We start from the raw sequence: 23210 nt of genomic DNA on the forward strand, positions 1-23210 counted from the left end.
TTGTGAGATGGATCAGACGCTCAGCAGCAGAAACTCGCGCTCCCACGAACTGATCACGCGCTTGAAGTTTTCATGCTCGGCGCGTTTCACCGCGACGTAGCCGCGCACGAACTTGCTGCCCAGGTACTCGGCAACGGTTGTGCACTCTTCCATTTGTGTCAGCGCGTCTTCGATGGTGATCGGCAGGCGCAGGTTGCGGCGTTCGTAGGCACGGCCTTCAACGGCGGCACTTGGCTCGATGCCTTCGATCATGCCGATGTAGCCACACAGCAGGCTCGCGGCGATCGCCAGATACGGGTTGGCGTCGGCGCCCGGCAGGCGGTTTTCCACGCGCATGGATTCAGGGCCGGAGGTCGGCACACGGAGGCCGACAGTGCGGTTCTCTTCGCCCCACTCGACGTTGACCGGTGCCGAGGTGTCCGGCAGGAAGCGGCGGAACGAGTTCACGTTGGGCGCAAACATCGGCAGCACTTTCGGGATGTACTTCTGCAACCCGCCGATGTGATGGCGGAACAGCTCGCTCATCTTGCCGTCGGCATCGGCGAAGATCGGCTTGCCGGTCTCGATGTCGACCACGCTCTGATGCAGGTGCATCGCGCTGCCAGGCTCGTCGCCAATCGGCTTGGCCATGAACGTTGCGGTGACGTTATGTTTGAGCGCCGCTTCGCGCAGGGTGCGTTTGAACACGGTGATCTGGTCGGCCAGATCTAGCGCATCGCCGTGACGGAAGTTGATTTCCATCTGCGCCGGGCCGTCTTCGTGGATCAGCGTATCCAGATCCAGACCTTGCAACTCGCACCAGTCGTAGACGTCTTCGAACAGCGGATCGAATTCGTTGGCAGCATCGATGGAGAACGACTGCCGACCGCTTTCGGCACGGCCCGAACGGCCCAGTGGCGCCTTGAGCGGCAGGTCCGGGTCTTCGCAGCGCTGGGTGAGGTAGAACTCCATTTCCGGCGCAACGATCGGCTTCCAGCCCTTGTCGGTGTAAAGCTGCAGAACCTTTTTCAGCACGTTGCGCGGCGACAGTTCGATCGGGTTGCCGAACTTGTCGAAGGTGTCGTGGATGACGATGGCGGTCGGCTCGATCGCCCATGGAATCACATACACGGCGTCGCTCACCGGTTTGCAGACCATGTCGATGTCGGCCGGGTCGAGCAGGTCGTAGTAGATGTCGTCGTCGACAAAATCCCCGGTTACCGTTTGCAGCAGCACACTTTCCGGCAGGCGCATGCCTCGTTCATGCAGGAACTTGTTGGTCGGTGCGATCTTGCCGCGGGCGATGCCGGTCAGGTCGCTGACCACACATTCAACTTCGGTAATCTTGTGATCTTTCAGCCAAGTGAACAGCTGATCGAAAGGGGCATTCATAAAGACCTCGTTATTGGTTTTATAGACGCCGGGGAGGGCGGGTTTCATCTTCCGCCCCTTCCCCTGTGGCGCGTTGACGACTATCTTGGGCGAGCCTTGCAGTTCCATCTATCCACTTTAAGCAGCACCAAAGCGCACCAAAAGAGTGCGCAAGGTCTCCCATGACAACGTGTAATCCGCTACAGGTTCAGGCTTTCAATACCGCTGATGTCACCGAACAGATCCGCGCCACGCCGGGTTGGGTCCAGCATTACCAGCAGATGTCGCCAGGGCATTTCGCCGGGCAGATTCGCTATCTGGATCTGCAGGGCGTGCAGGTTTACGAAGAGCAGATGAACACCCGTGTCGAGCAGACGTTCAGCGCGCCATCGGGTGCCTTGGCGTTCTGTTTCGATCGCAGCGACAACGCGCTGTATCTGCTCAATGAAGACAGCCGCAACATTTGGATTACCCCGGAGAACTACCAGGAAATCGCTGTGGTGTTCGGCCCGGAATTCGTCCGCCAGCACGGTCTGGATGTGGCGAGGCTCGAGGGATTGTTCATGGCACCGCTTAACTGCGGACAGAACGCCTTGTTCAGTCGCTGGTTAAGCTCGACGCTCACGAAGTTATCGCAAAGCCTTGATCAGCCAAGTAAAGAGGCCCTGACTCAACAGTTACTGGAAGACTGCCTGTTCATCCTCGACAACGCTCGCGTGCACCTGGATCGTGGCGGTTTGCAGCGCCGCAGCGAGGAGCGGACGATCATGAAGCGAGTAGGGGAGTGGGCCGCCGATTCACCGGAAGAAACGGTCAATCTGCTGGAACTGGCGCAGGTCGCGGGCGTCTCGCTGCGCCAATTGCAGCATGCGTTCAAAGACTTCACCGGCATGACGCCAAGCCATTGGTTGCGCCTGCGCCGGTTGAACAGCGCACATCGCGAATTACTCAAGCGTGCGCCCACAGACACCACGGTTGCCGAAGTGGCGATGCACTGGTCGTTCTGGCATCTGGGGCGGTTTTCCAGCAGTTATCGGGCGCTGTTCAAAGAGCTGCCGAGCGAGACGTTGAAACGTAAGAGCAGCGCCTGAAGATGTTAGTTAAATAGCGGATTTGGCAACGGTAGATTTCTGAAATGCCTTCTTGAATAAATAGGCGCTAAAAAGAAGGGTAATTCCGTCGAAATCCGCCGATCTGCTGTTAACTCCACTAAATAGCCGTTTAGTAGAGCTATCGTCGCATCTGTCCTTAAATCAATGGAGTGGGCCATGAATCGAGGGAAAACAAGCGTCGAGGATGTGATTGCGGCGCTGGATGTGCAGCCTCATGTCGAAGGCGGCTATTTTCGCAGGACTTTTCAAGCAGATCAGCGCGCCATGCTGCAAACCGCCGGTGGCCCACGTTACCTGATGACCTCGATCTATTACTTGCTGACTGAAGATTCGCCAGTGGGCCAATTTCATTTCAACCAATCGGACATCCTGCATTTCTATCATCTGGGCGATCCTGTCGAGTACAGCATGATCCTCAGTGACGGTGAGTTACGAACGCTGGTGATGGGTAGCGACGTTCTGGCAGGCCAGCATTTGCAAATGCACGTGCCTGGTGGAATCTGGAAAGCTTCGCGATTGCTTGAGGGTGAGCACGGATTTGGATTAATCAGCGAAGCCGTGTCGCCTGGATTTGATTTTGCGGACATGGAGATGGCTGATCGACGGAAATTGATTGCGCGATTTCCACAGCATCGCACGCTGATTGAAAAGCTGACGCGGGATGCTGATTGAGGGTCGCCAGTTTCCGGCAAGGCCGTGGTTGTGAAAAGTAAGGTTTCAGGGAAAAGACGCTGGATTGAAATCTGGCGTGCAACCGGGTTAATCCTGAAACATCTTGTTACGTGTAATGTATATTATGTTAAATCATTTATTACCTTATGCGCCTCCTGCACCAACGCCCGTCTCCGCTCCAACAATCACCCCAGCACTGTGACCGTTGCGAAACGAGGACAAAATGAGCGATCGTCGCTCTGGAGGCCTTGTGAATAAAGGCGTTCAGCCCACTTCTCCTGTGCCAAAGCTCACTTTTTTTAACGATATCCGGACACTGATCGGCAGGCATGGATTGGTCTCATCAGAATAAACCACCTGATAATCGCTCATCAGCCGAGAAAAGAACGCCGGATCCTTTTCTTTCACCAGCAGATCGAGGACATTCTGGTCTAAGTAGACAGTGGCTTTACCGGCATAATCCGGGCGCGGCTCTTGTTCAACCATGTGTGAGCATCCCTGCGAGTAGACCATTAACTACGTAGGCCCTAACCTTAGCGGCGCAAGGTAAGGCACGCCAAGCAAACGACTGTGAATTATTTAAATTATTGGCCAGCCATAATTATTTCCCTGCCATAATTCTCAATAATTTTGCGCGTATGACAGTCGGAATCTAGCGGGCCATTTGGATCACCAGTAATAGGCGGGCACAAAGCCCGAAGGGACGACGCCCCCAAGTAAGGCCCAGCGATCGCGACGCATCCTTCTTCCACGGAGGAAGCCACGATGTCATATGCCGACCAGCTCCCTTCCTTGCTTTATTACCCGCTTGCTCTAGATGCGGGCGATAATGGAGCTCACTTTGATCGAGCTTTCAGACCCATCACGCCCCAATAACTCCGGCCACATCCCTAGCAACGCTAATGGCGTCGTGCGTCGGCGAAACGACAGGTAAGTCAATGAAGAATGTCAGGCTAGTGCGTCATGGAGAAAGCGCGGCCAATGCCGGGGCAGCGACCCTTGATCATGCAAATATCCCGCTCACCGAAAAGGGCATCGAACAAGCTAAACGAGTGGCGCAATCCGTCGGCCGTACACCTGAGTTAATCATTGCCTCCCCTTTCTCTCGGGCTCGAGCGACCGCAGATGCGACCATCTCCGTATTCCCTGATGTTCCATTTGAGACATGGCCCATCGAGGAATTCACCTACCTAGATCCCACTAGGTGTGTGAACACCACCGTAGGACAACGGAAGGCATGGGTCGACCAGTATTGGGCGAACGCAGATCCGTCCTACATTGATGGAGAAGGTGCTGAGTCGTTTCTGGAGTTTGTTGGCCGCGCACGCTCGTTCCTAGATGACCTCGCCACGCACCCGGCGCAAGACATCCTAGTCTTTTCGCACGGACAATTTCTCAATGCGGTAGCTTGGCTCATCGAGCGCAAGCCACTTCAGGTTGATGCCCAAGCGATGATCGAGTGGCGCAGGTACGAGATCGATAATCACGTTCGTAATGGTTGTGGGTATGTCGTGACCCGTGCTCAAGGCGATTCGTCGTGGGCAGTGAGTGATTCAATCGACATAGATGGGACGGTTACACTCAACAAGCTACAAGCAAGGTCTCACATGCCATGAGCATCCAAGCAAAGTTCTTTCACCTCCAAGCAGTCCAAAACCTCATTGCGCCATACCGCTACCTATATTGCGTTGACCTTGAGGCGACCTGTGATGAGGTGGATGAGTCCGAATCACCAAGGCCCCTTGTAGTCGTCCCCGATCAGATGGAAACGATTGAGATTGGCCTGGTGGTGATCGACCTTGAAACGCTTGAAATCGTCGATGAGTTCCAGCGTTTCGTTCGGCCTCAGATCAACCCAACTCTTACTGAATTCTGTAAGAGGCTGACGTCAATCGCACAGGCGGACGTGGATGGAGCCCTAACCTATCAAGAGGTTGGCGACGAGCTACGGACGTTTGCTGCGCAGTATCCAAACGCGGGATGGGCATCTTGGGGTGACTATGATGCAAGACAGCTTGACCGCGATGCTGGTTTAGCTGGGTGCCCTTCCCTGCTTGCGGGCCTGCAACATTTCAATGCCAGGAAATGGCATGTTGGTTTATACGACAACCGCCCCAAAGGACTTAAGCAAACGGTGGAGTCGATGGGATTGGTTTGGCAGGGTACCTATCATCGAGGGATCGACGATGCCAAGAACGTTGCATCCATCATTAAGGAGATGCTCGGCTGATTTGGTGAGCCGGGCCCATTGGCCCGAAGAAGCGACTTCTCCATTTATGTCACCCCGCAGCTCAGCTAGGGCAAGACAAGCCTCGGATGCAAAATAACTTGAACACAACCTCCCCTCTCTCCGCCCGCGTGGTTTGCGAGGTACTGACGGACATCGCGCTCGGCAAACGCATCATGACGCGAGGCTCCATCCAATCATGGAATCAGATCTATCACGGCCTCATGCCCGTGGAGATTGATGGCTGGGCACTCACCCTCTTCAATGACTGTGACACCCTGGACTACTGCGAGTACTGCAGGTCGCCTGATGGCCGATTCGGCACGCTTGAACTCTGGCAGCGCGACGGCGCCGATCCTGTCGAGCTATTGAGCGTCTGGGAGCGAGAAAAGCTTGAGCGACTGCTCGCTGAGCTCTGAGCTCTGAGCTCTGAGCATGCAACCAAAACGGCAGGTGAATGTTTGGCTACTTCGGTCATCTCGAAATCTGCATCCAACACTGGAGCTATGACATCATTTTCATCAGAGACGATTGCCTCCACGCCTTGATAGGCTTACCAGGATTATCAACCTGCAATCCGGGTAACCGCCAACCTGCGATGCAACCACAAATATAAACGGCCCTGCCCTCACTAGCTGCTCAGTGTACCAATCGAATAACTAGTGCCTGGCTTTCGAATAGGAGTAAAAAATTGCTGAACCGTCCGGACAAAGACGCGCTCCGTGCAATGCTGGAATCGCAAGTTCAAGAAAAGCTGCAGCACGATCCAGACGCGGTAACGACTTATGCAGCACAGCCTGTACCTGACCGAAAACCGTACACCAGCAAACCCACGGTTCAGGACAAGGCATTTCACAAAGAGCTCGAGCAGATGCGTGCAGACGCCGAAGCTGGAGTGATACATACGCCTAAGCGCGAACAGGAGGACGGAGGCGCTCCTAGTCTTAAGCTTGATGATTATCCGGATCTGTAAACGTGCCGCTGCGAATCTACAGGCGGGAACGGCTTGCCGGCCCATAGCAACGGAGATCAAATGTGAAAAAGCCACCGATGAAAATCATGATCGAAGAATGGGATGGTGACGGTGCGATTCGGATTCCGGACGAAGCGCTGCAGGAGCTCGAACTGGATGTCGGCGACGCTGTGTACCTGATAGAAGAATTTGTCGGCAACACGCGCTGCCTTGTCCTATCAAAAACGCCTCAGATTGCGGATCGAATAGACGAGTTCACTGAAGCTTGGGATAGCGGACGGCTTGGTAACGCCCAGGAGAAATGAGACAGCTGCAATGCGTTGTCTGATCCACTCACAGAAGGCTTCGCGCAGCCGATTATGGAGCGAGAGCTGCCTCGATCAAGCGAGCGTTAGGTATGGCTCGGCGCACGTCTTCTATGGCGCCCTCAATTGCGTCGTGTGCAGTAGGTGCTTCACGGACAAACTCCAACGCCAGGCGACCTGGCTGTCCGACTCCGACCAACGCATCATCACAGCCTTCTTCCGCCAAGCGTTCCACAAGCGTGTCCATATCGCTCTCGTCAGACGTCAGTTCGTAATTCAGGGTGAAGGTAATTACCATTTCTAACACTCCGCATCAGCAAAATCCTACGTGGCTTCGATTGTCGCACGACGCGTCGAGGCGGGCTTAAGCCCGAAGGTGCGATAGGCGTAGTAGCTTTAGCTCTACAGCCTAACAAGTCACCTAGCAGAGCGTCATCCGCGATGGGTTCAAGCAGCGCCTCGGCAATCTCGCCAAGCTTGCCCAACGGGTGATCACAATTGCCCAGCAGTTCTGCTGTAGCAGTCTTGTCGGCATGTCCTCGCTCGAGGGTGATGATCAGCCAGCCCAGCGCCGAGGTATGTACCTCGTCATCGGCAAGACGGTTGTTCACGTACTCATCCACTGCCAGGACGAACTCTTCAGCAGTCACACCTTGCTGAGTATGCATGCGACGTTGGAACGACACGCTGTTGCCGCGCAGAAGTTCTTCCGCTGCGTTGTAGAGCCAGTCCGCTCGAGCGGCATCCTGCGGGCTTTCGCTCACTAGAGGGGGATGATGACGAACATGTTTTAACGGGAAAATATGTGTTGTGTTCATGATCGTATCCAGAGTGAACACGAAGGTCTGTCGCGCGTGGATGACTGCTGAAGAATTAAATACCTTATATCCATATTGACCGCAGACGTTGCGGCAGAGTCCATCGGCGATACGTCCTTACGTCAGGCCAATCGGGCTGCCAAAACGATGCATACACACTATCCAAACACCTTTTTACTGATCGTCTTTTCCTTCGAACTTCACCGACTCAATCGAGATCTACCGAAGCACACACCTTATGGTCTTTTGTGATGAACGACATTCGTAAAACCCAAGACATGAGCACTCCCACGCTAAGGCGGTACAACAGCAGGTGCCGTGCCGAGCCACTGTTCCAATAGTCGATACTTCGGGCCAGCAGGGCCCGGCTAAATTAGATTTTTCTGATGGAGGTACTGATGCTGCCAGCGACCCTAATGCCAGAAGTTTCTCCTTTGCATAAAAGAGCGCAATCTTGGGTTCAAGAAATGATTGCTCGTGAAGGGGCCGATCTACACATCAGCTTTAATCTGCACGGCATTTTTACCCAAGCAGGCTTGACCGTTGAAAGCGTGCGGGCAGAATGCCTGATACAAACATCTGATACTCCTTACGGTCTTGGTAACGTTGCTCAAGCCTGCTTGCCGCGAATCATCACATTAGGGGGGCAGTGCAGAAGAAGTCGAAATTAAAACGCTGCAAGAGCGTCTGGATCAGGAGCGTTCAGCCTCATCAGGCCTCTACATCGGCGATATGATGTTCGGAAGCTGGGCACGAAAGGTTTGACTCTTTCAAATGTCGATGCCGCCCACGCGCATTTACGAATGTCCGCCCTTGGGCCGATAGCAACCGAGTACCGTTTCAAAAAATGCATGCTTCTAAACCGCCCAGCAGCGGCTCATAGCCCAGGATTTTAGCGTTTCAAATTTTTATAAACGACCTACTTCCCAACGTATCACCCCCGCTTATCCATTCCCCCTTTTCCCAGCCTTGCCGAAAACCAACACCGAAGCCAACGCTGGCGTCAGCACCAACGTCCCTATCATGTTCCAGATAAACAGCAGCATCAGCAGCATGCCCATGTCCGCCTGAAACTTAAGCGCCGAGAACATCCACGTTGCGACACCCGCCGCCAGCGTCAGCGCGGTGAATACAATCGAAGTACCAGTCGTTTTCAGCGACTCCAGAAAAGCCTCCTGCGGCGCCAGCCCCTGACGCAGAAACCTTTCAATCTTGCTATACAGATAAATCCCGTAATCCACACCAATCCCCACGCCCAGCGCGATCACCGGCAGCGTTGCGATCTTTACCCCCAGCCCCATTTTCGCCATCACCGCTTCGCACAGGACTGTCGACAGATACAGCGGCGCCATCAACGCAAACGCCACTTTCAGCGAGCGGAATTCCCACCACACGACCGCAGTAATAATGATGAACACCAAGATCAGCATCAGCGTTTCCGCGCGCTCGATGACGATGTTGGTAGCAGCCTCGATGCCTGCGCTGCCAGCGGCTTGTAACAGTTTCAGCTCACCGGTGTTGTTCTCGGCGGCGAAAGCGTTGACGGCGTTGACCACGCCGGTCAGGGTTTTTGCCTTGTGATCGGCGAGGTACAGGCTGATCGGTGCGGCACTACAATCGCTGTTGATGAACTCGCTGGCGGCACCGGAGCGCGCGGTGTTCATCACGTAGGGATCACGCGACAGTTCGGCCCATTTCGGGTTGCCTTCGTTGGTCGCCATGATCTTGAAACGCATCGCGTCGTACAGCGATTGCACCGATTCCACTCCCGGCACTTGGCGCATGGTGCGAGCAAAGCGGTTGGCCAGATCGGCGGCGGCGAACCGTGCGCATTGTTCTTGCGGGGTTTTGAAAATCACCACGTACACGTCAGTGCTGGTGGTGTAGTGATCGAGCAGATAAGCGTTGTCGAGATTGTAGCGCGCTTGCGCGCGAAACTCCGGCGCGCCCTTGTCGAGGTCGCCGACCTGCAAGGTCTGACGCGCGTGGTAGCCGTAACCGAGCAACACTAGGCAGGCGAGAATCAGTGGCCAGGCGAAGCGTGGTTCGCACACGCGCGACAGTCGGGTGAACAGCGGCCAAGTGTAGTTCATCCGCCGTTGTTGTTTGCGCAACCCGGCCGGGCTGACACCGACGTACGACATCAACACCGGCAGCAGGAACATCTTGGTAAACAGCGCGACAAATACGCCGATGCTCGCGGTGATCGCCAATTGTTGGATCACGCCGATGTCGACCACCATCAAGGTAATGAAGCCCACGACGTCCGCCAACAACGCCGTCGAACCCGGCAGGAACAACGCTCTGAAAGTGCGGCGTGAAGCCTGCAACGAGGTCACGCCCTTATCCACTTCCACCACCATCAGATTGATGTTCTGCACGGCGTGGCTGATACCGATGGCGAACACCAGAAAAGGCACCAGAATCGAATACGGGTCGAGGCCGAGTCCAAACAGGCTGAGCAGGCCAAGCTGGCAAAGCACCGTCAGCAGACAGGTCAACACAGTGACAGCGGTGCTTCGCCAGCAGCGGCAATAGGCGTACAGCAACAGAGTGATGAGCCCGACGGTGATGGCGAAGAACAGCGCAATATCGCCGAACGCTGCCAACAGATCACCAATGATCTGCGCGAAACCGATGACCCGGATATGCACGCCCTGGGCGTCGAAGCGCTCGCGTACCTGCTGCTCCAGATTCTGTGCGAGTACGCCGTAGTCCAATGGCTTGCCGGTTTGCGGGTCGTTCTCCAGCAGCGGTACGCGGATCACCACCGACTTGAAGTCGTTGCCGACAAAGCTACCGAGCATGTTGGCCCTAACAATGTTTTGCCTGACTTGCGCGAGTGCCTGCGGCCCGCCGTCGTAATCATCTGGAATCACCCGCCCGGCACGGATGCCCTCGTTGGTGACTTCGGCCCACAACGCATTTGGCGTCCACAGTGACTTGAGGTTGCCGCGATCGACGCCAGGCACGTAGAAGATCGCATCATTGATTTCGCGCAGGGTTTCAAGGAACGCCTTATTGACGATATCGCCCTGCGGATTTTCCACTACGACGCGCAACACGTTACTTTGCGGGCGCAGTACATCTTCGAATTTCAGGTAGTTGGCTACAAAAGGATGATGCATCGGAATCATCCGGCTGAAACTGGCATCCGGGCGCAACGACAGCGCGGCGAATCCGAGCAACAACGACACCAGAGCAAACACAACGAGTACCGTTTTGCGGTAGCCGAACAATGCATGTTCAAGATGCCCGACCAAACGCGCAGCGAGGCCTGCGTGATGCACATCGACATTCAGATTGGCGTTCATTGCAGGTGCTCCTTGAGCTCTGCCAAGGATTGGACTTTAAGACCTGCGCTGCCGATCAGCGCGACTTGCGAGGCGGACATCTGCCCCACGCCAAGTAACGGCAAGCGGCTGGGCGAACGCCAGACTTTGAAGTGTTCGCCGTCGTCGCTGTACAACACCATGCCACCCTGCCCGGCCAGCAAAACACTGCCGTCCACAAGTTGCTGCCCGCCATACAGCGCGGCTTTGACTGGGTTGACCAGTGCTTGCCAAGTGGCGCCGGTGTCGTGGCTGGTAAACAGCACGCCGCCAAACCCCATGGCCAATACGTTGCCGTTTTTCAACGCCAACAGTTTGTAGATAGATGCAGGCCCAAGCGTGATCGGTGTTTGCCAGTGCGCACCGTTGTCCGCCGAGCGATACACGCGCCCGCCCTCACCCGCGATCAACAAGGTGCCATCGGCCAGACCGAGAATCGCATTCAGGTGCAAGCGATCCGGGTTGTCCACGCGAGACTGATATTGCCAACGACGGCCAGCATCGACCGTCGACAACAACACTCCGTAAGAACCCACCGCCCAACCTTGATTGGCATCGCGAAACCACACGTCGAGCAAGGGCCGCGACGCGCCGCCGGCAGTCGCCGCCTTGGCGTCGTCGACCGCGAACTGCGCATTTTCCAGCGAGAGGCCTAGCGTGCTGTCATCCGGATGCGCGGCTTTTTCTTCACGCAGTCGCTTCACTTCACCTTCGGCAGACTCATTGAGCAGCGCGTTGATCTCGTTGCCGTCGAGCTGCTTTTGCCAGGTCTCGCCGCCGTCAGCGCTGTGCAGAATCACCCCGTCATGCCCCACCGCCCAGCCGTTTTGGCCGTCGACGAAATGCACGGCCGTCAGCAACAAATCCACGGGCACTTGGGCTTGTTCGACCCGGCCATCCGCGCCGAGCAACAGAATATGGCCGCCGTCACCGACCATCACCTGGCGGTCGGGCAATGTCTGAATCGACGTCAGCGCCGAGCGACTGGCCGCATCCGACATCGGCGACGGGCGTTGCAGACGATCCGGGGCCGCAACGACCAGACTTGCGCTCAACAAGAACGCCAAGCCCAGTGCCGGCGGCGAAATCAAACTTTTCATCGCGAAGTTGTCTCTGGAATAAAGGGCGCAACACTCGACGTGGCCGTTTGCACGACCACGCTTATTCACTCGTCAGCTATCAGTTACCGGCACGGCGCAGGGCCGCCGGGCTGAAGTCCTGCAAGGTCGTGTGTACGCCGAAACGCTCGGCACGTTCCTGGTTGGCCAGGCCGTTGACCACGTAGCTGCGCGATTGCAGGTCGTAAGCCACGTCGCTGATGGCGATGCTCGACAGAACATCGAAACGCTGCAACGAATGCGCTTCCTGCATGCGCCACAATTCACCGCGACCATCGAACAAGTCAGTGGCCAGAATCGCCCAGCTGTCTTCGTCGATGTACAGCGTGCGCTTGCCATAGATGTGGCGCGCACCTGGCTTCAACGTCCCTTCCACCACCCACACGCGGTGGGTTTCATAGCGGATCAGATCCTGATTGAGATGCTCTGGCTTGACGATGTCGCTGTACTGCAACGCGCGGTCGGCGAGCTTGTAGGTGTTGTAGGCAACGAGCATTTCTTTCTTGCCTGCCAGCTTCCATTCGTAGCGATCGGAAGCGCCGCTGTACATGTCGTACATGTCATAGGTGCGCAGCCCATCGGACAAACCGTCAAAACTGTCGTAACCCAACTCGGGCGCGCGCATGACGCGGCGTTGCCCCGGGTTGTACTGCCAGGCCAGACGCGGTTCCTTGACCTGATCCATCGGCTCGTGCAGCAGCGTTTGTTGGCCGGCAACGCTGTCCGGCCCGGTCACTTTGAGCAGGTAGTAATACAGCCGATTCGGTTCCGGATTGCCCAGCGCCGAGGCCATGGCGAGTGTTGCGTCGCGATGGATCACGGTGTAGTTGCCGCCCGGTTTGACCACCATTTCCGTCGGAAAATATTGGTAGCCTCCTTGGCGATAGCGCGCCAAGTGGTTGTAGAGCAACTCCTGCGGCTTGGTCGGAATCGGGAACGGCACGCTGGTTTTCTCGTAGTTGGCCATGCCCGAGCCGCTGTCATTGAGGACGACCTTGCCGGCCTCCTGCTTGATTTGCGCATACTCACTGGCCGGCAACGCGACTGATCGATGGGTCGGGTAAACGTTCATCTTGTAGTCGGGAAACTTCTGCAGCATGGCCTTATAGCCAGCGCTCAACTGATTGGCGTATTGGCCCATGTTGGCGGCAGTGATCGTGTACAGCGGCTTGTCATTGGCGTACGGGTCACCATAACTTTTACCGGCGACATAACCTGGTGGCGCCTGGGTCAGACCACCGGTCCAGGCCGGAATTGTTCCGCTGGCATTACCGGACATCTGCGCACCGAACGGTGTCAGATCCTGGCCCAGGCGTGCCACATCGGCGGCACTTGCTTGAGCCAGCGCCATGGCGCTGAGGACGGAGAGCATGCTGCCCATAGCCGTCAGGCAAATCATTTTTGTTGTTGTCATTGGATGCCTCGTTGTCCGAATGCTGGTTAGAAACCCATGCTCACGCTGAGCGCGACGAAGTCTTTGTCGGTTGACGCCCACGGCGAGCTTCCACTGCCAGACCACGAAAGGTCAGCGGAGTATTTCTGCAGGTAATCAGCCTTGACGCCCACTGATCCGGCGATGCGCCCTTCAATGAAGTTGCTGTCGTACGAATAACCCTGCAAATCCTGACCAAAGGCCACGTAAGGCGAGACGTTGACGCCGGCCAGCAGCGAGTTGTAGGTCAGCTGTGCGCGCAGGCGATACCCCGAAGAAAACTTTGTGGTGTAGCCGTCTTTCGAGCAGCCGAGCTTGGCGTATTGAGGATTGGATCGTGTTCCCAGTGCGCAACCCAGCGCACTGCCGTTGGACAGGTCGGAGCCATACTGGTCGGTGCGGTTGAAGCGCGCTTCGTCCAGGCTCGGCAGGTTGTTCATGTACTTCATGCCGAACTCGCCGACCAGGTTCAATGCGTTGGCACCCAACACGTTCTGGAACGACTTGACCGCGCCAATCGACATCTGGGTGACTTTCAGGCGTTCATAACCGTTGACCACCGTGCCCGGCGCGTAGTTTTGATAGGCCTGGTCCGCGAGGGTGATACCCAGTGCCCGGCCCAGATCCGGCGGCAATGCGGCGAACCCGGCGATCAGGTCAGCACTAGCCAACTGCACCGGTTGGTTGGGGCGATAGCTCACTTCGCCGAACACCGACGTACTCAACAACGTGGTGGAAAAGCTCAGGCCGAAAATACGCACATCTTCCGGATAGCTGACGTCGTAAGCACCGTTGCCTGCCGCCAGCTCAGGGCTGCTGGTCGGGCTGACCCAACCCGGATAAGGCCCGGAGGCAATCGAACGCGTGCCGATCACCGAGTTGGAATACGGCGTGCGCGAGTGAATGTTCATCGCGTACACGCCGAATTCAGTATCAAGCGTGTCTGAGAAATAGCGTAAGGCCGCACCGAACTGGCCCATGTCTCGCGGCTCTTTATCTGGACCGCGCTGGATGATCTGGCCATTGGCGAAGGATTCGCGATCGTTGGCGCCGGCGCGTGGCACGCCGTAGCAACCGTCAGGAATGTAGTCATTGGTCGAAAAGAATGTGCCGCAGCCTTCGAGCACGGTTTTGCGCCACTCCAACTGATAGAAGGACTCCACGCTCAGGCTGTCGGTCAAACCGAAGTTGCCGTACAGCATCGGCACCGGAAGCAAGCCTTCCTTCAGTTGCGAACCCGGACGGCGCAGGGCCGCGACGTCGATCGGGTTGACGGCATTGATACCGTTCTGGAAGAACAGGCCTTCACCCCAGTTCACCACTTGATTACCGAGGCGGACATTGAGCGGACGGCCGTCAATGTCGTAGTTGCCGTACACATAGGCATCCAGCAACTCGACGCCCTGGAACTTGGCAAGCTTATCGTAGTGATCGTCGTTGAGCGTGTGATTGGGCTGGTAACCGTTGGCGGAGCTGCCGTAGTCGACTTCCTTGTGATTAAGGGTGTAGTCGTACCAAGCCTTGCCGCGCAGGAATAATCCGTAGTTCTGCCATTTGAGCTCGGTTTCCGCCAGCAAGGTCACCGGCGAAGAAACCACTTCGCCAGGTTTGTGGAAGTTCAGGCGACTGTCGTCCGACGTGCGCCCGCCGCCGTTGCTGAACTGGCCGGCATGGCCATAACCGATGCTGTTGGCGCTGCCCTGGTTGATCGCCGAGGTCGTCGGGCTTTGTGTACTCCAGATCGCGCCGGCGGTGATGTTGCCGTTGTAGCGACCGGTGATGTCACCGAATTCGAAATCGTCGGCGTGGACGCTGAACGAAATGGCGCAGGCTAACGGGGTCAAGGCCAGCAATGTGGTGCCGAGCCAAGGGGAGTCAGTAAATGACAGACGCGTGCGTGGTGACATGCAGCAGCTCCTATTATTTTTGTTTTGAGTTGTGGTGCGGCATTTCGTGATCGTCACTCAGGCTTAAACATTGACGAATACAAAATACATTGATTTAAACTTGACGACGGCGAGCCTAATCAATCAAGTAATCAGTGTAAATCTGTACGAATTTTGTCAATGCTCAGGGCTGTGCGAAGCGGCGATGGCGACCGTGACTCAATAGGAGTGCAAAGCCCGCACGTGGCGGGCTGGGGAGGATTAGTCCGGCAGGATGCCGGTGTATTTAGCGCGGGGGCGGATCAGCGTTTGGTGGTGATATTGCTCGCTGGCATGGGCCAGCCAGCCGATTACCCGGCCGATTCCCGGCAACGCCAACTCGCGCCCTTCGAGCTTGAGTTTGCGCCCGACGAAGCTGAGTAGCAGGATGAAATCCGGTGGTTGCTGAAGCAATTCCTGGGCGATCTGCGCGGCTTTCAGCAAGCGTTGAAACTCAATATCGCCGGCGAACAAATCTTGCAGCGTCAGCCACAGGCTTTGCGCCCTAGGGTCGGCGACACCGTGCATGTTCGAGCCAAAACCGGGGATCGCCTCCCCTTCCCGGTAACGCTGCAACACCGGATCCTGAGGATTGTGCGCTGTACAGATTTCTTCCAGCAGACGACCAACGGTTTCACCGCGACTGTAGGCAAGTCGCCGCCCACGCGAAGCGGCCAGCCCGATGATCGCCGCGTAGTACGGTGTAACGCCGGTATTGGCGGCTGCGCGCACGGTGTAGGTCGACGGGTCGAGTTCGTGATCCATCGACAGAATGACCACCTGGCGTACCAGGTCTTCGAACGCGCTGTCGACCCCCAACGCGTTCACGATAAACGTCGGCAACGGTTGCGTACTGGGCCCTTCGGCGCCGACCATCAGCGCCGCCAGCCAACGCACAACGTCGACACCGGTGCGGGCATAGCCTTCGGGCGACAGGTCGTAAGCCTTGGGGTTTTCCCGCTCGATCAATGGGAACAAGGCAATGGCTTTTTCGACCGGGTGCATCTCCGCGTACGCCTTCAGCAACGGGGTTGCAGCTTTCGGGCGCTTGGGCAACGTGTCACCGAACGCTCCCGGCGATTGCCACATCAGTTCGGCCACTTCTTCAACGCTGGCAGTCTCCGCCAATTGCGCGACATCTTGGCCCCGGTAGTACAAACCTTTGTCGGTCAACAGCGTGATCGCACTTGAAGCAGCGACGCGCGGAGGCTCGGTCACCGTGGTGATCACATCGTTTTTCGGCTTGGCCAAACGCTGAATATCCGCTGCCCAATATCGGCGACTGCGTGAACCATCAACCTTCAATGAACGAATGTTTTTGCGACTGACGTAGGCGTACAGCGTCGCCAGGCTGATGCCAAGAATCGCCGCAGCCTCGTCGGCGGACAGGTATAAACCGTCTTCAGGAGTTTCCATTTCAGGCTCTCGGGTTGATGAATTTTGTACAGATTTACAGCGTGCAGACTGCACTATATCTTCGCCCCAACAAAAATAAAGTACATATATTGATCTATATATGTAGGCGTAAAGGGGAGCATTGTGGAAATACGCGTTCTGGCACCTACCGGCGTAATCGGCGCCGGCTTCAAGGCAACTTCTCTGGAACGGGGCCTCGCCCTGGCCCCTCATGTCATCGCCTGCGATGCCGGCTCCACGGATTCCGGCCCTTCAGCCCTGGGCAGTGGCCGCGCCAAACTCTCACGCGACGCCTGCAAACGTGATTTGCGTCTGCTGTTACTGGGCCGAGACAAACTGCAAATCCCTTTGATCATCGGTTCCTGCGGCACCAGCGGACGCGACAGCGGCGTCGACTGGATGGCTGACATCGCCCTGGAAATTGCTGACGAAGAAGGCCTGCATTTCAAACTCGGCCTGATCTACGCCGACCAGCCCGCTGCCTATTTGCACCAGCGCCTTGAACAAGGCCGGATCAAACCGCTCAACCCTGCGCCAATACTGGACGCCGCCGTTATCGATAGCAGCCACATCGTCGGCATGATGGGCACCGAACCGTTGAGCGCAGCACTCGATCAAGGCGCGCAAGTCATTCTCGCCGGTCGCGCCAGTGATTCGGCGTTGTACGCCGTGGTGCCGGAGCGCATGGGCGCCGACCGTGGGCTGACCTGGCACGCCGCCAAGACCATCGAGTGCGGCGCGGCGTGCTGCGTCAACCCGGCAGCCGATGGCTTGATCGCCTATATCCGCGACGATCATTTCGAAATCGAGCCGCTGGATCTTGAAGCTAAAGTCACTCCACTATCGGTCGCGGCGCACACCCTTTATGAGAACGCCAACCCATACCTGCTGACTGAGCCGTCCGGCGTCGTCGACACCGAAGCCGCCGTCTATACGGCGCTCAGCGATCGCACGGTGAAAGTCAGTGGTTCGGCATTTCACCCGGCGGATGTCTATACGATCAAACTGGAAGGCGCGCAGCCCAACGGTTTTCAGACCGTGGTGGTCGGCGGGATTCGCGATCCCAACGTGTTTATGGCGCTGGATAAACTGCTGCCCAAAGCCCAGCAATACTTCAACGCGCGCATCGCCGATCTGTTCGGCGGCCGCTTGCAGCCGGGCGACTACGACATCAATTTCCGCCTGTATGGCATGGGCGTGGTGATGGGCCCGCTGGAAGTCGAGAAGGCGCCCTCGCCCAACGAAATCGGCGTACTGATCACCGTGACTGCGCCGACCCAGGAATACGCCAGCAAGATCGCCAGTTTCGTCGCCCACGTTAGCGCACACCTGCCGGTGCCGGGCTACGAAGGCTTGATCAGCACCATCGCTTACCCGTTCTCGCCACCGGAAATGGAGCGCGGCCAGGTCTATCGCTTCAGCGTCAACCACGTGCTGCTCCCCGACAATCCGCTGGAAATGTTCCGCACCAAGCTCTTGGAGGTTTGACCCATGACCACTGTTTCGCAACTCTGCAGCCTGGTGCGTTCGAAGAACGCCGGCCCGTTTGTATTGACCTTCGACCTGATGTTCACCAACGAAGACAACTACGCCCGGGTACGGCGTACGCAGCCAATCACTCGCGCCCTGCTGGCGGAGCTTTATCAGCAGAAAGAAGAAGACATCGTGCTGGTCTATCACGATGCTGCGCGCGCGATCAAAGCGTCGTTCCCGCGCCCGGTGTATCAAGGCGAACTCGCCGACAGCGACTGCTACGGCGGCCAACAGTACGTGCCGCTGTTGTCCATCGCCGTTCCGGAGTAAGTCGGTTTAGCCAGACTCACACGATAATAAGGATAAAAAAATGAGTGCTGCTTTAGGTTCTGTCGCGACCGCCACGCCCAGTGCGCTGAGTGGTGAAATGATCGCTGCGCGCCTTGACCGGTTGCCGGCCAGCAAAAGCCTCTGGCGTTTCGTCACGCTGTTGGCGCTCGGTGGTTTCTTTGAAACCTTCGAGATGTTTTCCACCTCGTTCGTCATCCCCGGGATGGTACGCAGTGGCGTGCTGTTGAGCACCACCGACAGCTTCTTTGCCCTCAACGGCGCGGCGGCTTACATTGCCGCAACCTTTATCGGGCTGTTCATCGGCACGCTGGGGTTCGGCATGATCGCCGACAAGTTTGGCCGTCGTGCGGTGTTCACTTACGCCCTGATCGGCTATGCCTTGTGTTCGCTGATCATGGCTTGCCAGACCGGCCCGCTGGGCTTGAACTTCTGGCGCCTGATGACCGCGATTGGCCTCGGAGTCGAGGTGATTGCCATCGACGCTTACCTGAGTGAACTGGTGCCGCCGACCTTGCGCGGACGCGCATTTGCCATCAACCGGATCATGTCCTATCTGGCCGTTCCAGCCTGCGGCATCACCGCCTACCTGTTTGTGCCGCATGAACCGCTGGGCATTGATGGCTGGCGTTGGGTGATCGCCATTGGCGCAGTCGGTTCGTTGCTGGTGTGGGTGCTGCGTCGCAAGCTGCCAGAAAGCGCGCGCTGGCTGGCAGACAAAGGTCGTTTGCAAGAAGCCGATGCCGAAGTCAGCCGCATGGAGCGTGCGGTTGAGCAGGAAACCGGCCGGCCGCTGCCTGCGGCGATCCCGACGACCAAGGTGCAGGTGGTACACAAAAGCAGTTTCCGCGAACTATGGAGCCCGCGTTACCGCACGCGCACGATCATGCTGGTGCTCTTTCACGTGTTCCAGGCCATGGGCATTTATGGCTTCCTGAATTGGGCACCAACATTTCTCATCGAACAGGGTGTGACGGTTAGCAAAAGCCTGGCGTATACGGTGGTGATGGGATGCAGCGCACCGCTCGGGCCGATTCTGGCGCTGTTCTTTGCGGATCGCATCGAGCGCAAATGGCAGATCGTTTTTGGTGCCATGCTGATCGCCGTCGCGGGCCTGTCGTTTGCCGAGTTCCGTGTGCCGCTGCTGATCATTGCCTGCGGCGGTCTGTTGACCATGGGCACAACGATTCTTTCGGTCGGCTATCACGCTTATCAGTCGGAACTGTATCCGACGCGGATTCGCGCGATGGCGGTAGGTTTTGTCTATTCCACCGGCCGCCTCGGTGGCAGTCTCAGCGGTTTCATGATTGCCTTCGCCATGGGCCACTTCGGCGTGCAGTCCGCGCTGATTGCGGTGGCTGGGTGCATGGTCATCTGTGCCCTGTCGGTGGCATTGTTAGGGCCGCTCACCCGTGACCAGACACTCGAACAGATCAACGACTGAAACCCGTGTGTTTTTTCACCCGTTGTTTGGATGTGAATGATGAATAACAACAAGACTGAAACCATTGCCCACGACTTTTTCTACATCGGCGGTGAATACATAGGCCCGCCCGGCAAAGAAGTCATGAGCGGGCAGATGTATGTCGAGGTACTCAGGCCCGCCACGGTGACGCGCCGCTATCCGCTGATGTTCGTGCATGGCACCGCGCAAACCGCGACCAACTGGCTGAAAACCCCGGACGGTCGCCCGGGCTGGGCGCGGATCTTCGTCGATCTCGGCTATGAGGTTTATCTGGTTGATCAGCCAGCGCGCGGCCGCTCGCCTTGGCACGCGCAACTGGACGGTGAGTTGAGTGTTGCCCCGGTGGTGGTTGTCGAGCGCTACTTCACCGCCACCACTCAAGGTGAATGGCCGCAAGCGAAGAAGCACACGCAGTGGCCCGGCACCGGTCGCAAAGGCGATCCAGTGTTCGATGCTTTTTACGCCACGCATGTGCCTTACATTGCCGATAGCGCAAAAAGTCAGCAATTGTTCCAGAACGCCGGGGCGGCGTTGCTGGATAAAATCGGTGAAGCGATTCTGATCACCCACTCGCAGTCGGGGCCTTATGGCTGGCTGCTGGCGGATGTCCGCCCGTCCTTGGTGAAAGCCGTGGTGTCCATCGAGCCACAAGGCCCGCCGGTGGTGAACATGTCGATGCAGCAGGCGCAGAAAGGCGAAAGCCAGACGCTGGACGACACACAGCGCCGTCGCTGGGGCATTGCCGACATTGAGTTGACCTACGCGCCGCCATTGCTCGCAGACCAGCAATTGGCGGTGGTTCGCAGCCCAGCCACTCGAGCCGATCGGCTGCCCGGCTGGTTGCAGCAGGAACCGGCGCGGCAATTGATCAATCTGCAAGCCATCCCGTTTCTGATCGTCACTGGCGAAGCGTCTTTCCATGCGCTTTACGACCACGCGACTGCCGCGTATCTGCAACAGGCCGGCGTGCCGGTGACTCACTGGCAGCTCGAAGAGTTTGGCATCACCGGCAACGGTCACATGCTGATGCTGGAGCATAACAGCGCGGAAATTGCCGAGCGCCTGAACCTCTGGATCGCTGATATTTGAGCCGTGTTGCCTCACAGGAACCTCGTGGATGTTGACCACAGAAGTAACACCGCAAATCAGCCGTTCGTTGTTGTGGTTGGTGGCGGGCGGCCTTTTCATGCTCACCCTCGATGCCACGATCGTCACTACCGCGCTGCCGGCGATGGCGCTAAACCTCGGTGAAAGTCCGCTGAGCATGCAGTCGGTCATCGTCGCCTACGTGATGACCATGGCCTTGCTGATTCCGGCCTCGGGTTGGCTGGCGGATCGTTTCGGCACACGGCGCACTTACATCACGGCGATTGCTTTGTTCACCGTGGGTTCGCTGTGCTGCGGGCTAGCGCAATCGCTTGATCAATTGCTGATTGCTCGCGTCCTCCAGGGCATGGGCAGTGCGCTGATGTTGCCGGTCGGCCGGCTGGCGGTGATCCGTATGTTTACCGGCAGCCGCCTGTTGCCGGCGATCAGCTTTGTCACTATTCCCAGCCTCATCGGCCCTTTGATCGGCCCGGCACTGGGCGGCTGGATGGTACAGTTCGCCAGCTGGCAGTGGATTTTTCTGATCAACGTACCGGTGGGATTTCTTGGCGTACTCGGCGCCTGGAAATACATGCCCGGGCAACCGTTGGCCGGGCTCGGGCGTTTCGATTTCGTTGGCTACGGCTTGCTGGGCGCGGGTATGTTTTGCCTCACCCTCGCACTGGATGGCATTGCCAGTTTCGGTTTTGACTGGCGCGTGGCATCGACGCTGGCTTTAGTCGGTCTGGCTGCCCTTGCGGGCTATTGGCAACATGCTCGTCGCCATCAATCGCCGCTGTACCCGCTGAACTTATTAACTGTCGACAGTTTGCGCATTGGCTTGGTCGGCAATTTCGTCGCACGCTTAGGCTGCTCGTCGACGCCGTTTTTGCTGCCACTGTTCCTGCAAGTCGCGCAAGGCTACTCTCCGCTCAACGCCGGGTTACTGATGCTCCCCGTCGCATTGACCGGCATCGCCGTGAAGTCGTTGACCAACCGGCTGGTGACGCGCATGGGATACCGGTGCTTTCTGGTCACCAACACTTTGCTCATCGGCTTGACCATCAGCAGCTTCGCGATCGGGCACGAGCCACGGGGTGTCGCGTTGCAAGTGTTGGCGCTGTGCATTTTCGGCGCGCTGAATTCCCTGCAACTCACCGCCATGAGCACGCTGACGCTCAAGGATCTTGGCACCCATCAGACCAGCAGTGGCAACAGCGCGCTGACCATGGTGCAAATGTTATCCATGGGCATGGGCGTGTCATGTGCAGGGGGACTGCTAGTGTTTTTCAGCCACTGGTTTGCGGGGCAGCCTGAAGTGATAGGCATGGCGTTTCGCGCTACATTCGCTTTCATGGGCGCTCTAACACTGTTTTCGACAGGGATATTCTGGCGATTGAAGACCAACCCGGTAATGGGAAACAGCTAAACATTCGCTGGAGGGTTTCGCTCCTATCGACAGATGAAGCAACTTCGACAGATCGAAACAGTTGAAATGATGATCTCCGCTAGCCATGTCCATCTGCCTTGCATGAGCGATGCCCACCACTCTCGCCAGATACCCGGCAGCGAGCATCGCATCACGTTGGCTTAGCTGATCCAATTCGAGCTTCATGTCCTGGGGGAGCAGCTCGCGAATGAAGAATCCATGATCGAGTACACGTGTTGCCAGCATTCGATTACTAAGACCTGGAGACAGTGAGCGCGCACCTTCAACTACACGCTTACCGTTATCCCTCGGCATCGCTGCTCTTGCTGCGCGAGGAGCAGCGGCACTGACCGCCTCCTTGATATCAAGCAGGCAATACTCCTGGTCTGATCAAGATCACGAATATGGATATCAATCTGGCCCTTCAGATCACCCGTTGGGCCAAGGTTTCCTGGGTGGCAGTCCCCGCAAATCCAAACAGGTGGCCCGCTAGGTAGACGACGCCCAGACTGCGAATGCAGCCACTCATAAAACTGCACCGTGCGGCCTCGAACATAGGCATGTGCAGATCTGGCCATCTTCAGATTTCTGAGCTGAGAAAGGTGTTCTAGGCGTGCGGAAGGTCGAGGGATTTTCATGGGCAATTCTTTGATAGGTTAAACCTGTTGACCTCGCCCCCGTGCCGAATGTTTCAAAATGTTACAGAAACGTATCCGCCAAATCTCGTGC

The 23210-nt window shown here is 57.2% G+C and carries 21 protein-coding genes and 2 pseudogenes; 13 read left to right on the forward strand and 10 right to left on the reverse strand.

Annotated elements, in window-relative coordinates:
• Window positions 1-12 precede the first annotated feature (12 nt).
• Window positions 13-1371 (reverse strand): glutamine synthetase family protein, encoded by a 1359-nt coding sequence (locus tag NTD85_RS00920; RefSeq protein ID WP_103519798.1) that lies wholly within the window; start codon window positions 1369-1371, stop codon window positions 13-15.
• Between the two features lie 161 nt (window positions 1372-1532).
• Here NTD85_RS00920 and NTD85_RS00925 point away from each other — a divergent pair, with 161 nt between their 5' ends.
• Both NTD85_RS00925 and NTD85_RS00930 read left to right on the forward strand, forming a co-directional pair.
• The gene (locus tag NTD85_RS00925; RefSeq protein ID WP_262141205.1) at window positions 1533-2441 is read left to right on the forward strand and encodes a helix-turn-helix domain-containing protein; all 909 of its coding nucleotides are present in this window, start codon (window positions 1533-1535) and stop codon (window positions 2439-2441) included.
• Window positions 2442-2618: 177 nt separating this feature from the next.
• Window positions 2619-3134: a cupin domain-containing protein gene (locus NTD85_RS00930; protein WP_262141206.1), complete on the forward strand. Its 516-nt coding sequence runs from the start codon at window positions 2619-2621 to the stop codon at window positions 3132-3134.
• Window positions 3135-3398: 264 nt separating this feature from the next.
• On the opposite strand, the gene NTD85_RS00935 is transcribed toward NTD85_RS00930, so the two are convergent.
• Window positions 3399-3620, reverse strand: a complete 222-nt coding sequence (locus NTD85_RS00935) for a hypothetical protein (RefSeq protein ID WP_262141207.1) — start codon at window positions 3618-3620, stop codon at window positions 3399-3401.
• Window positions 3621-4072: 452 nt separating this feature from the next.
• Between NTD85_RS00935 and NTD85_RS00940 the strand changes: the two genes are divergently transcribed.
• The 5 genes from NTD85_RS00940 (at window position 4073) to NTD85_RS00960 (ending at window position 6639) form a co-directional block, all read left to right on the forward strand.
• Entirely contained in the window at window positions 4073-4750 is a 678-nt protein-coding gene (locus NTD85_RS00940; protein ID WP_262141208.1) for a histidine phosphatase family protein, read from the forward strand.
• Window positions 4747-5364 carry a 3'-5' exonuclease gene (locus tag NTD85_RS00945; protein WP_262141209.1) on the forward strand — a complete coding sequence of 206 codons (618 nt, stop codon included), beginning with the start codon at window positions 4747-4749 and terminating at the stop codon, window positions 5362-5364. The genes NTD85_RS00940 and NTD85_RS00945 overlap by 4 nt, the downstream gene beginning before the upstream one ends.
• An 86-nt stretch (window positions 5365-5450) precedes the next feature.
• Window positions 5451-5780 (forward strand): hypothetical protein, encoded by a 330-nt coding sequence (locus tag NTD85_RS00950; RefSeq protein WP_262141210.1) that lies wholly within the window; start codon window positions 5451-5453, stop codon window positions 5778-5780.
• A 272-nt stretch (window positions 5781-6052) separates the two neighbouring features.
• A complete protein-coding gene (locus NTD85_RS00955; RefSeq protein ID WP_223527276.1) occupies window positions 6053-6334 on the forward strand; it encodes a hypothetical protein in 282 nt (93 codons plus the stop codon).
• Window positions 6335-6396: 62 nt separating this feature from the next.
• Entirely contained in the window at window positions 6397-6639 is a 243-nt protein-coding gene (locus tag NTD85_RS00960) for an AbrB/MazE/SpoVT family DNA-binding domain-containing protein (RefSeq protein WP_262141211.1), read from the forward strand.
• A 64-nt stretch (window positions 6640-6703) separates the two neighbouring features.
• On the opposite strand, the pseudogene NTD85_RS00965 reads toward NTD85_RS00960, so the two are convergent.
• Together NTD85_RS00965 and NTD85_RS00970 are read right to left on the reverse strand one after the other, a co-directional pair.
• Window positions 6704-6937: pseudogene (locus NTD85_RS00965) on the reverse strand (hypothetical protein); the annotation flags it as partial.
• Window positions 6897-7457, reverse strand: a complete 561-nt coding sequence (locus NTD85_RS00970; RefSeq protein ID WP_315975076.1) for a hypothetical protein — start codon at window positions 7455-7457, stop codon at window positions 6897-6899. The gene NTD85_RS00970 and the pseudogene NTD85_RS00965, both read right to left, overlap by 41 nt.
• A 398-nt stretch (window positions 7458-7855) precedes the next feature.
• On the opposite strand from NTD85_RS00970, the gene NTD85_RS00975 reads away from it, so the two are divergent.
• Window positions 7856-8128 carry a hypothetical protein gene (locus tag NTD85_RS00975; protein ID WP_262141212.1) on the forward strand — a complete coding sequence of 91 codons (273 nt, stop codon included), beginning with the start codon at window positions 7856-7858 and terminating at the stop codon, window positions 8126-8128.
• Between the two features lie 273 nt (window positions 8129-8401).
• Here the strand turns inward: NTD85_RS00975 and NTD85_RS00980 are convergent, their stop codons facing one another.
• From NTD85_RS00980 to NTD85_RS01000, 5 genes are all read right to left on the reverse strand, one after another.
• Window positions 8402-10771, reverse strand: coding sequence for an efflux RND transporter permease subunit (locus tag NTD85_RS00980; RefSeq protein ID WP_262141213.1), 2370 nt, complete (start codon window positions 10769-10771; stop codon window positions 8402-8404).
• Window positions 10768-11889 carry a WD40/YVTN/BNR-like repeat-containing protein gene (locus NTD85_RS00985; RefSeq protein WP_262141214.1) on the reverse strand — a complete coding sequence of 374 codons (1122 nt, stop codon included), beginning with the start codon at window positions 11887-11889 and terminating at the stop codon, window positions 10768-10770. Before NTD85_RS00985 ends, NTD85_RS00980 begins: the two co-directional genes overlap by 4 nt.
• Before the next feature lie 79 nt (window positions 11890-11968).
• Window positions 11969-13321 carry a DUF1329 domain-containing protein gene (locus tag NTD85_RS00990; protein WP_262141215.1) on the reverse strand — a complete coding sequence of 451 codons (1353 nt, stop codon included), beginning with the start codon at window positions 13319-13321 and terminating at the stop codon, window positions 11969-11971.
• A 26-nt stretch (window positions 13322-13347) separates the two neighbouring features.
• Entirely contained in the window at window positions 13348-15246 is a 1899-nt protein-coding gene (locus NTD85_RS00995; RefSeq protein WP_262141216.1) for a DUF1302 domain-containing protein, read from the reverse strand.
• Between the two features lie 240 nt (window positions 15247-15486).
• A complete protein-coding gene (locus NTD85_RS01000; RefSeq protein WP_262141217.1) occupies window positions 15487-16680 on the reverse strand; it encodes a citrate synthase in 1194 nt (397 codons plus the stop codon).
• A gap of 123 nt (window positions 16681-16803) precedes the next feature.
• Between NTD85_RS01000 and NTD85_RS01005 the strand changes: the two genes are divergently transcribed.
• The 5 genes from NTD85_RS01005 to mdtD are packed head-to-tail and all read left to right on the forward strand — an operon-like array spanning window position 16804 to window position 22481.
• The gene (locus NTD85_RS01005) at window positions 16804-18168 is read left to right on the forward strand and encodes a DUF1446 domain-containing protein (RefSeq protein WP_262141218.1); all 1365 of its coding nucleotides are present in this window, start codon (window positions 16804-16806) and stop codon (window positions 18166-18168) included.
• Between the two features lie 3 nt (window positions 18169-18171).
• Window positions 18172-18483 (forward strand): DUF4387 domain-containing protein, encoded by a 312-nt coding sequence (locus NTD85_RS01010; protein WP_249674067.1) that lies wholly within the window; start codon window positions 18172-18174, stop codon window positions 18481-18483.
• 40 nt (window positions 18484-18523) lie between these two features.
• Window positions 18524-19945: an MFS transporter gene (locus NTD85_RS01015; RefSeq protein ID WP_262141219.1), complete on the forward strand. Its 1422-nt coding sequence runs from the start codon at window positions 18524-18526 to the stop codon at window positions 19943-19945.
• A 39-nt stretch (window positions 19946-19984) separates the two neighbouring features.
• The gene (locus NTD85_RS01020; protein WP_262133891.1) at window positions 19985-21055 is read left to right on the forward strand and encodes an alpha/beta hydrolase; all 1071 of its coding nucleotides are present in this window, start codon (window positions 19985-19987) and stop codon (window positions 21053-21055) included.
• 28 nt (window positions 21056-21083) lie between these two features.
• Complete coding sequence (gene mdtD, locus NTD85_RS01025) at window positions 21084-22481, forward strand: multidrug transporter subunit MdtD (protein WP_262141220.1); 1398 nt, start codon at window positions 21084-21086, stop codon at window positions 22479-22481.
• A gap of 78 nt (window positions 22482-22559) precedes the next feature.
• On the opposite strand, the pseudogene NTD85_RS01030 reads toward mdtD, so the two are convergent.
• Window positions 22560-23119 (reverse strand): annotated as a pseudogene (locus NTD85_RS01030) (DUF2252 family protein); the annotation flags it as partial.
• Window positions 23120-23210 lie beyond the last annotated feature (91 nt).

The sequence above is a fragment of the Pseudomonas sp. 13B_3.2_Bac1 genome (assembly GCF_025466205.1).
GTDB classification, from domain to species: domain Bacteria; phylum Pseudomonadota; class Gammaproteobacteria; order Pseudomonadales; family Pseudomonadaceae; genus Aquipseudomonas; species Aquipseudomonas fluorescens_H.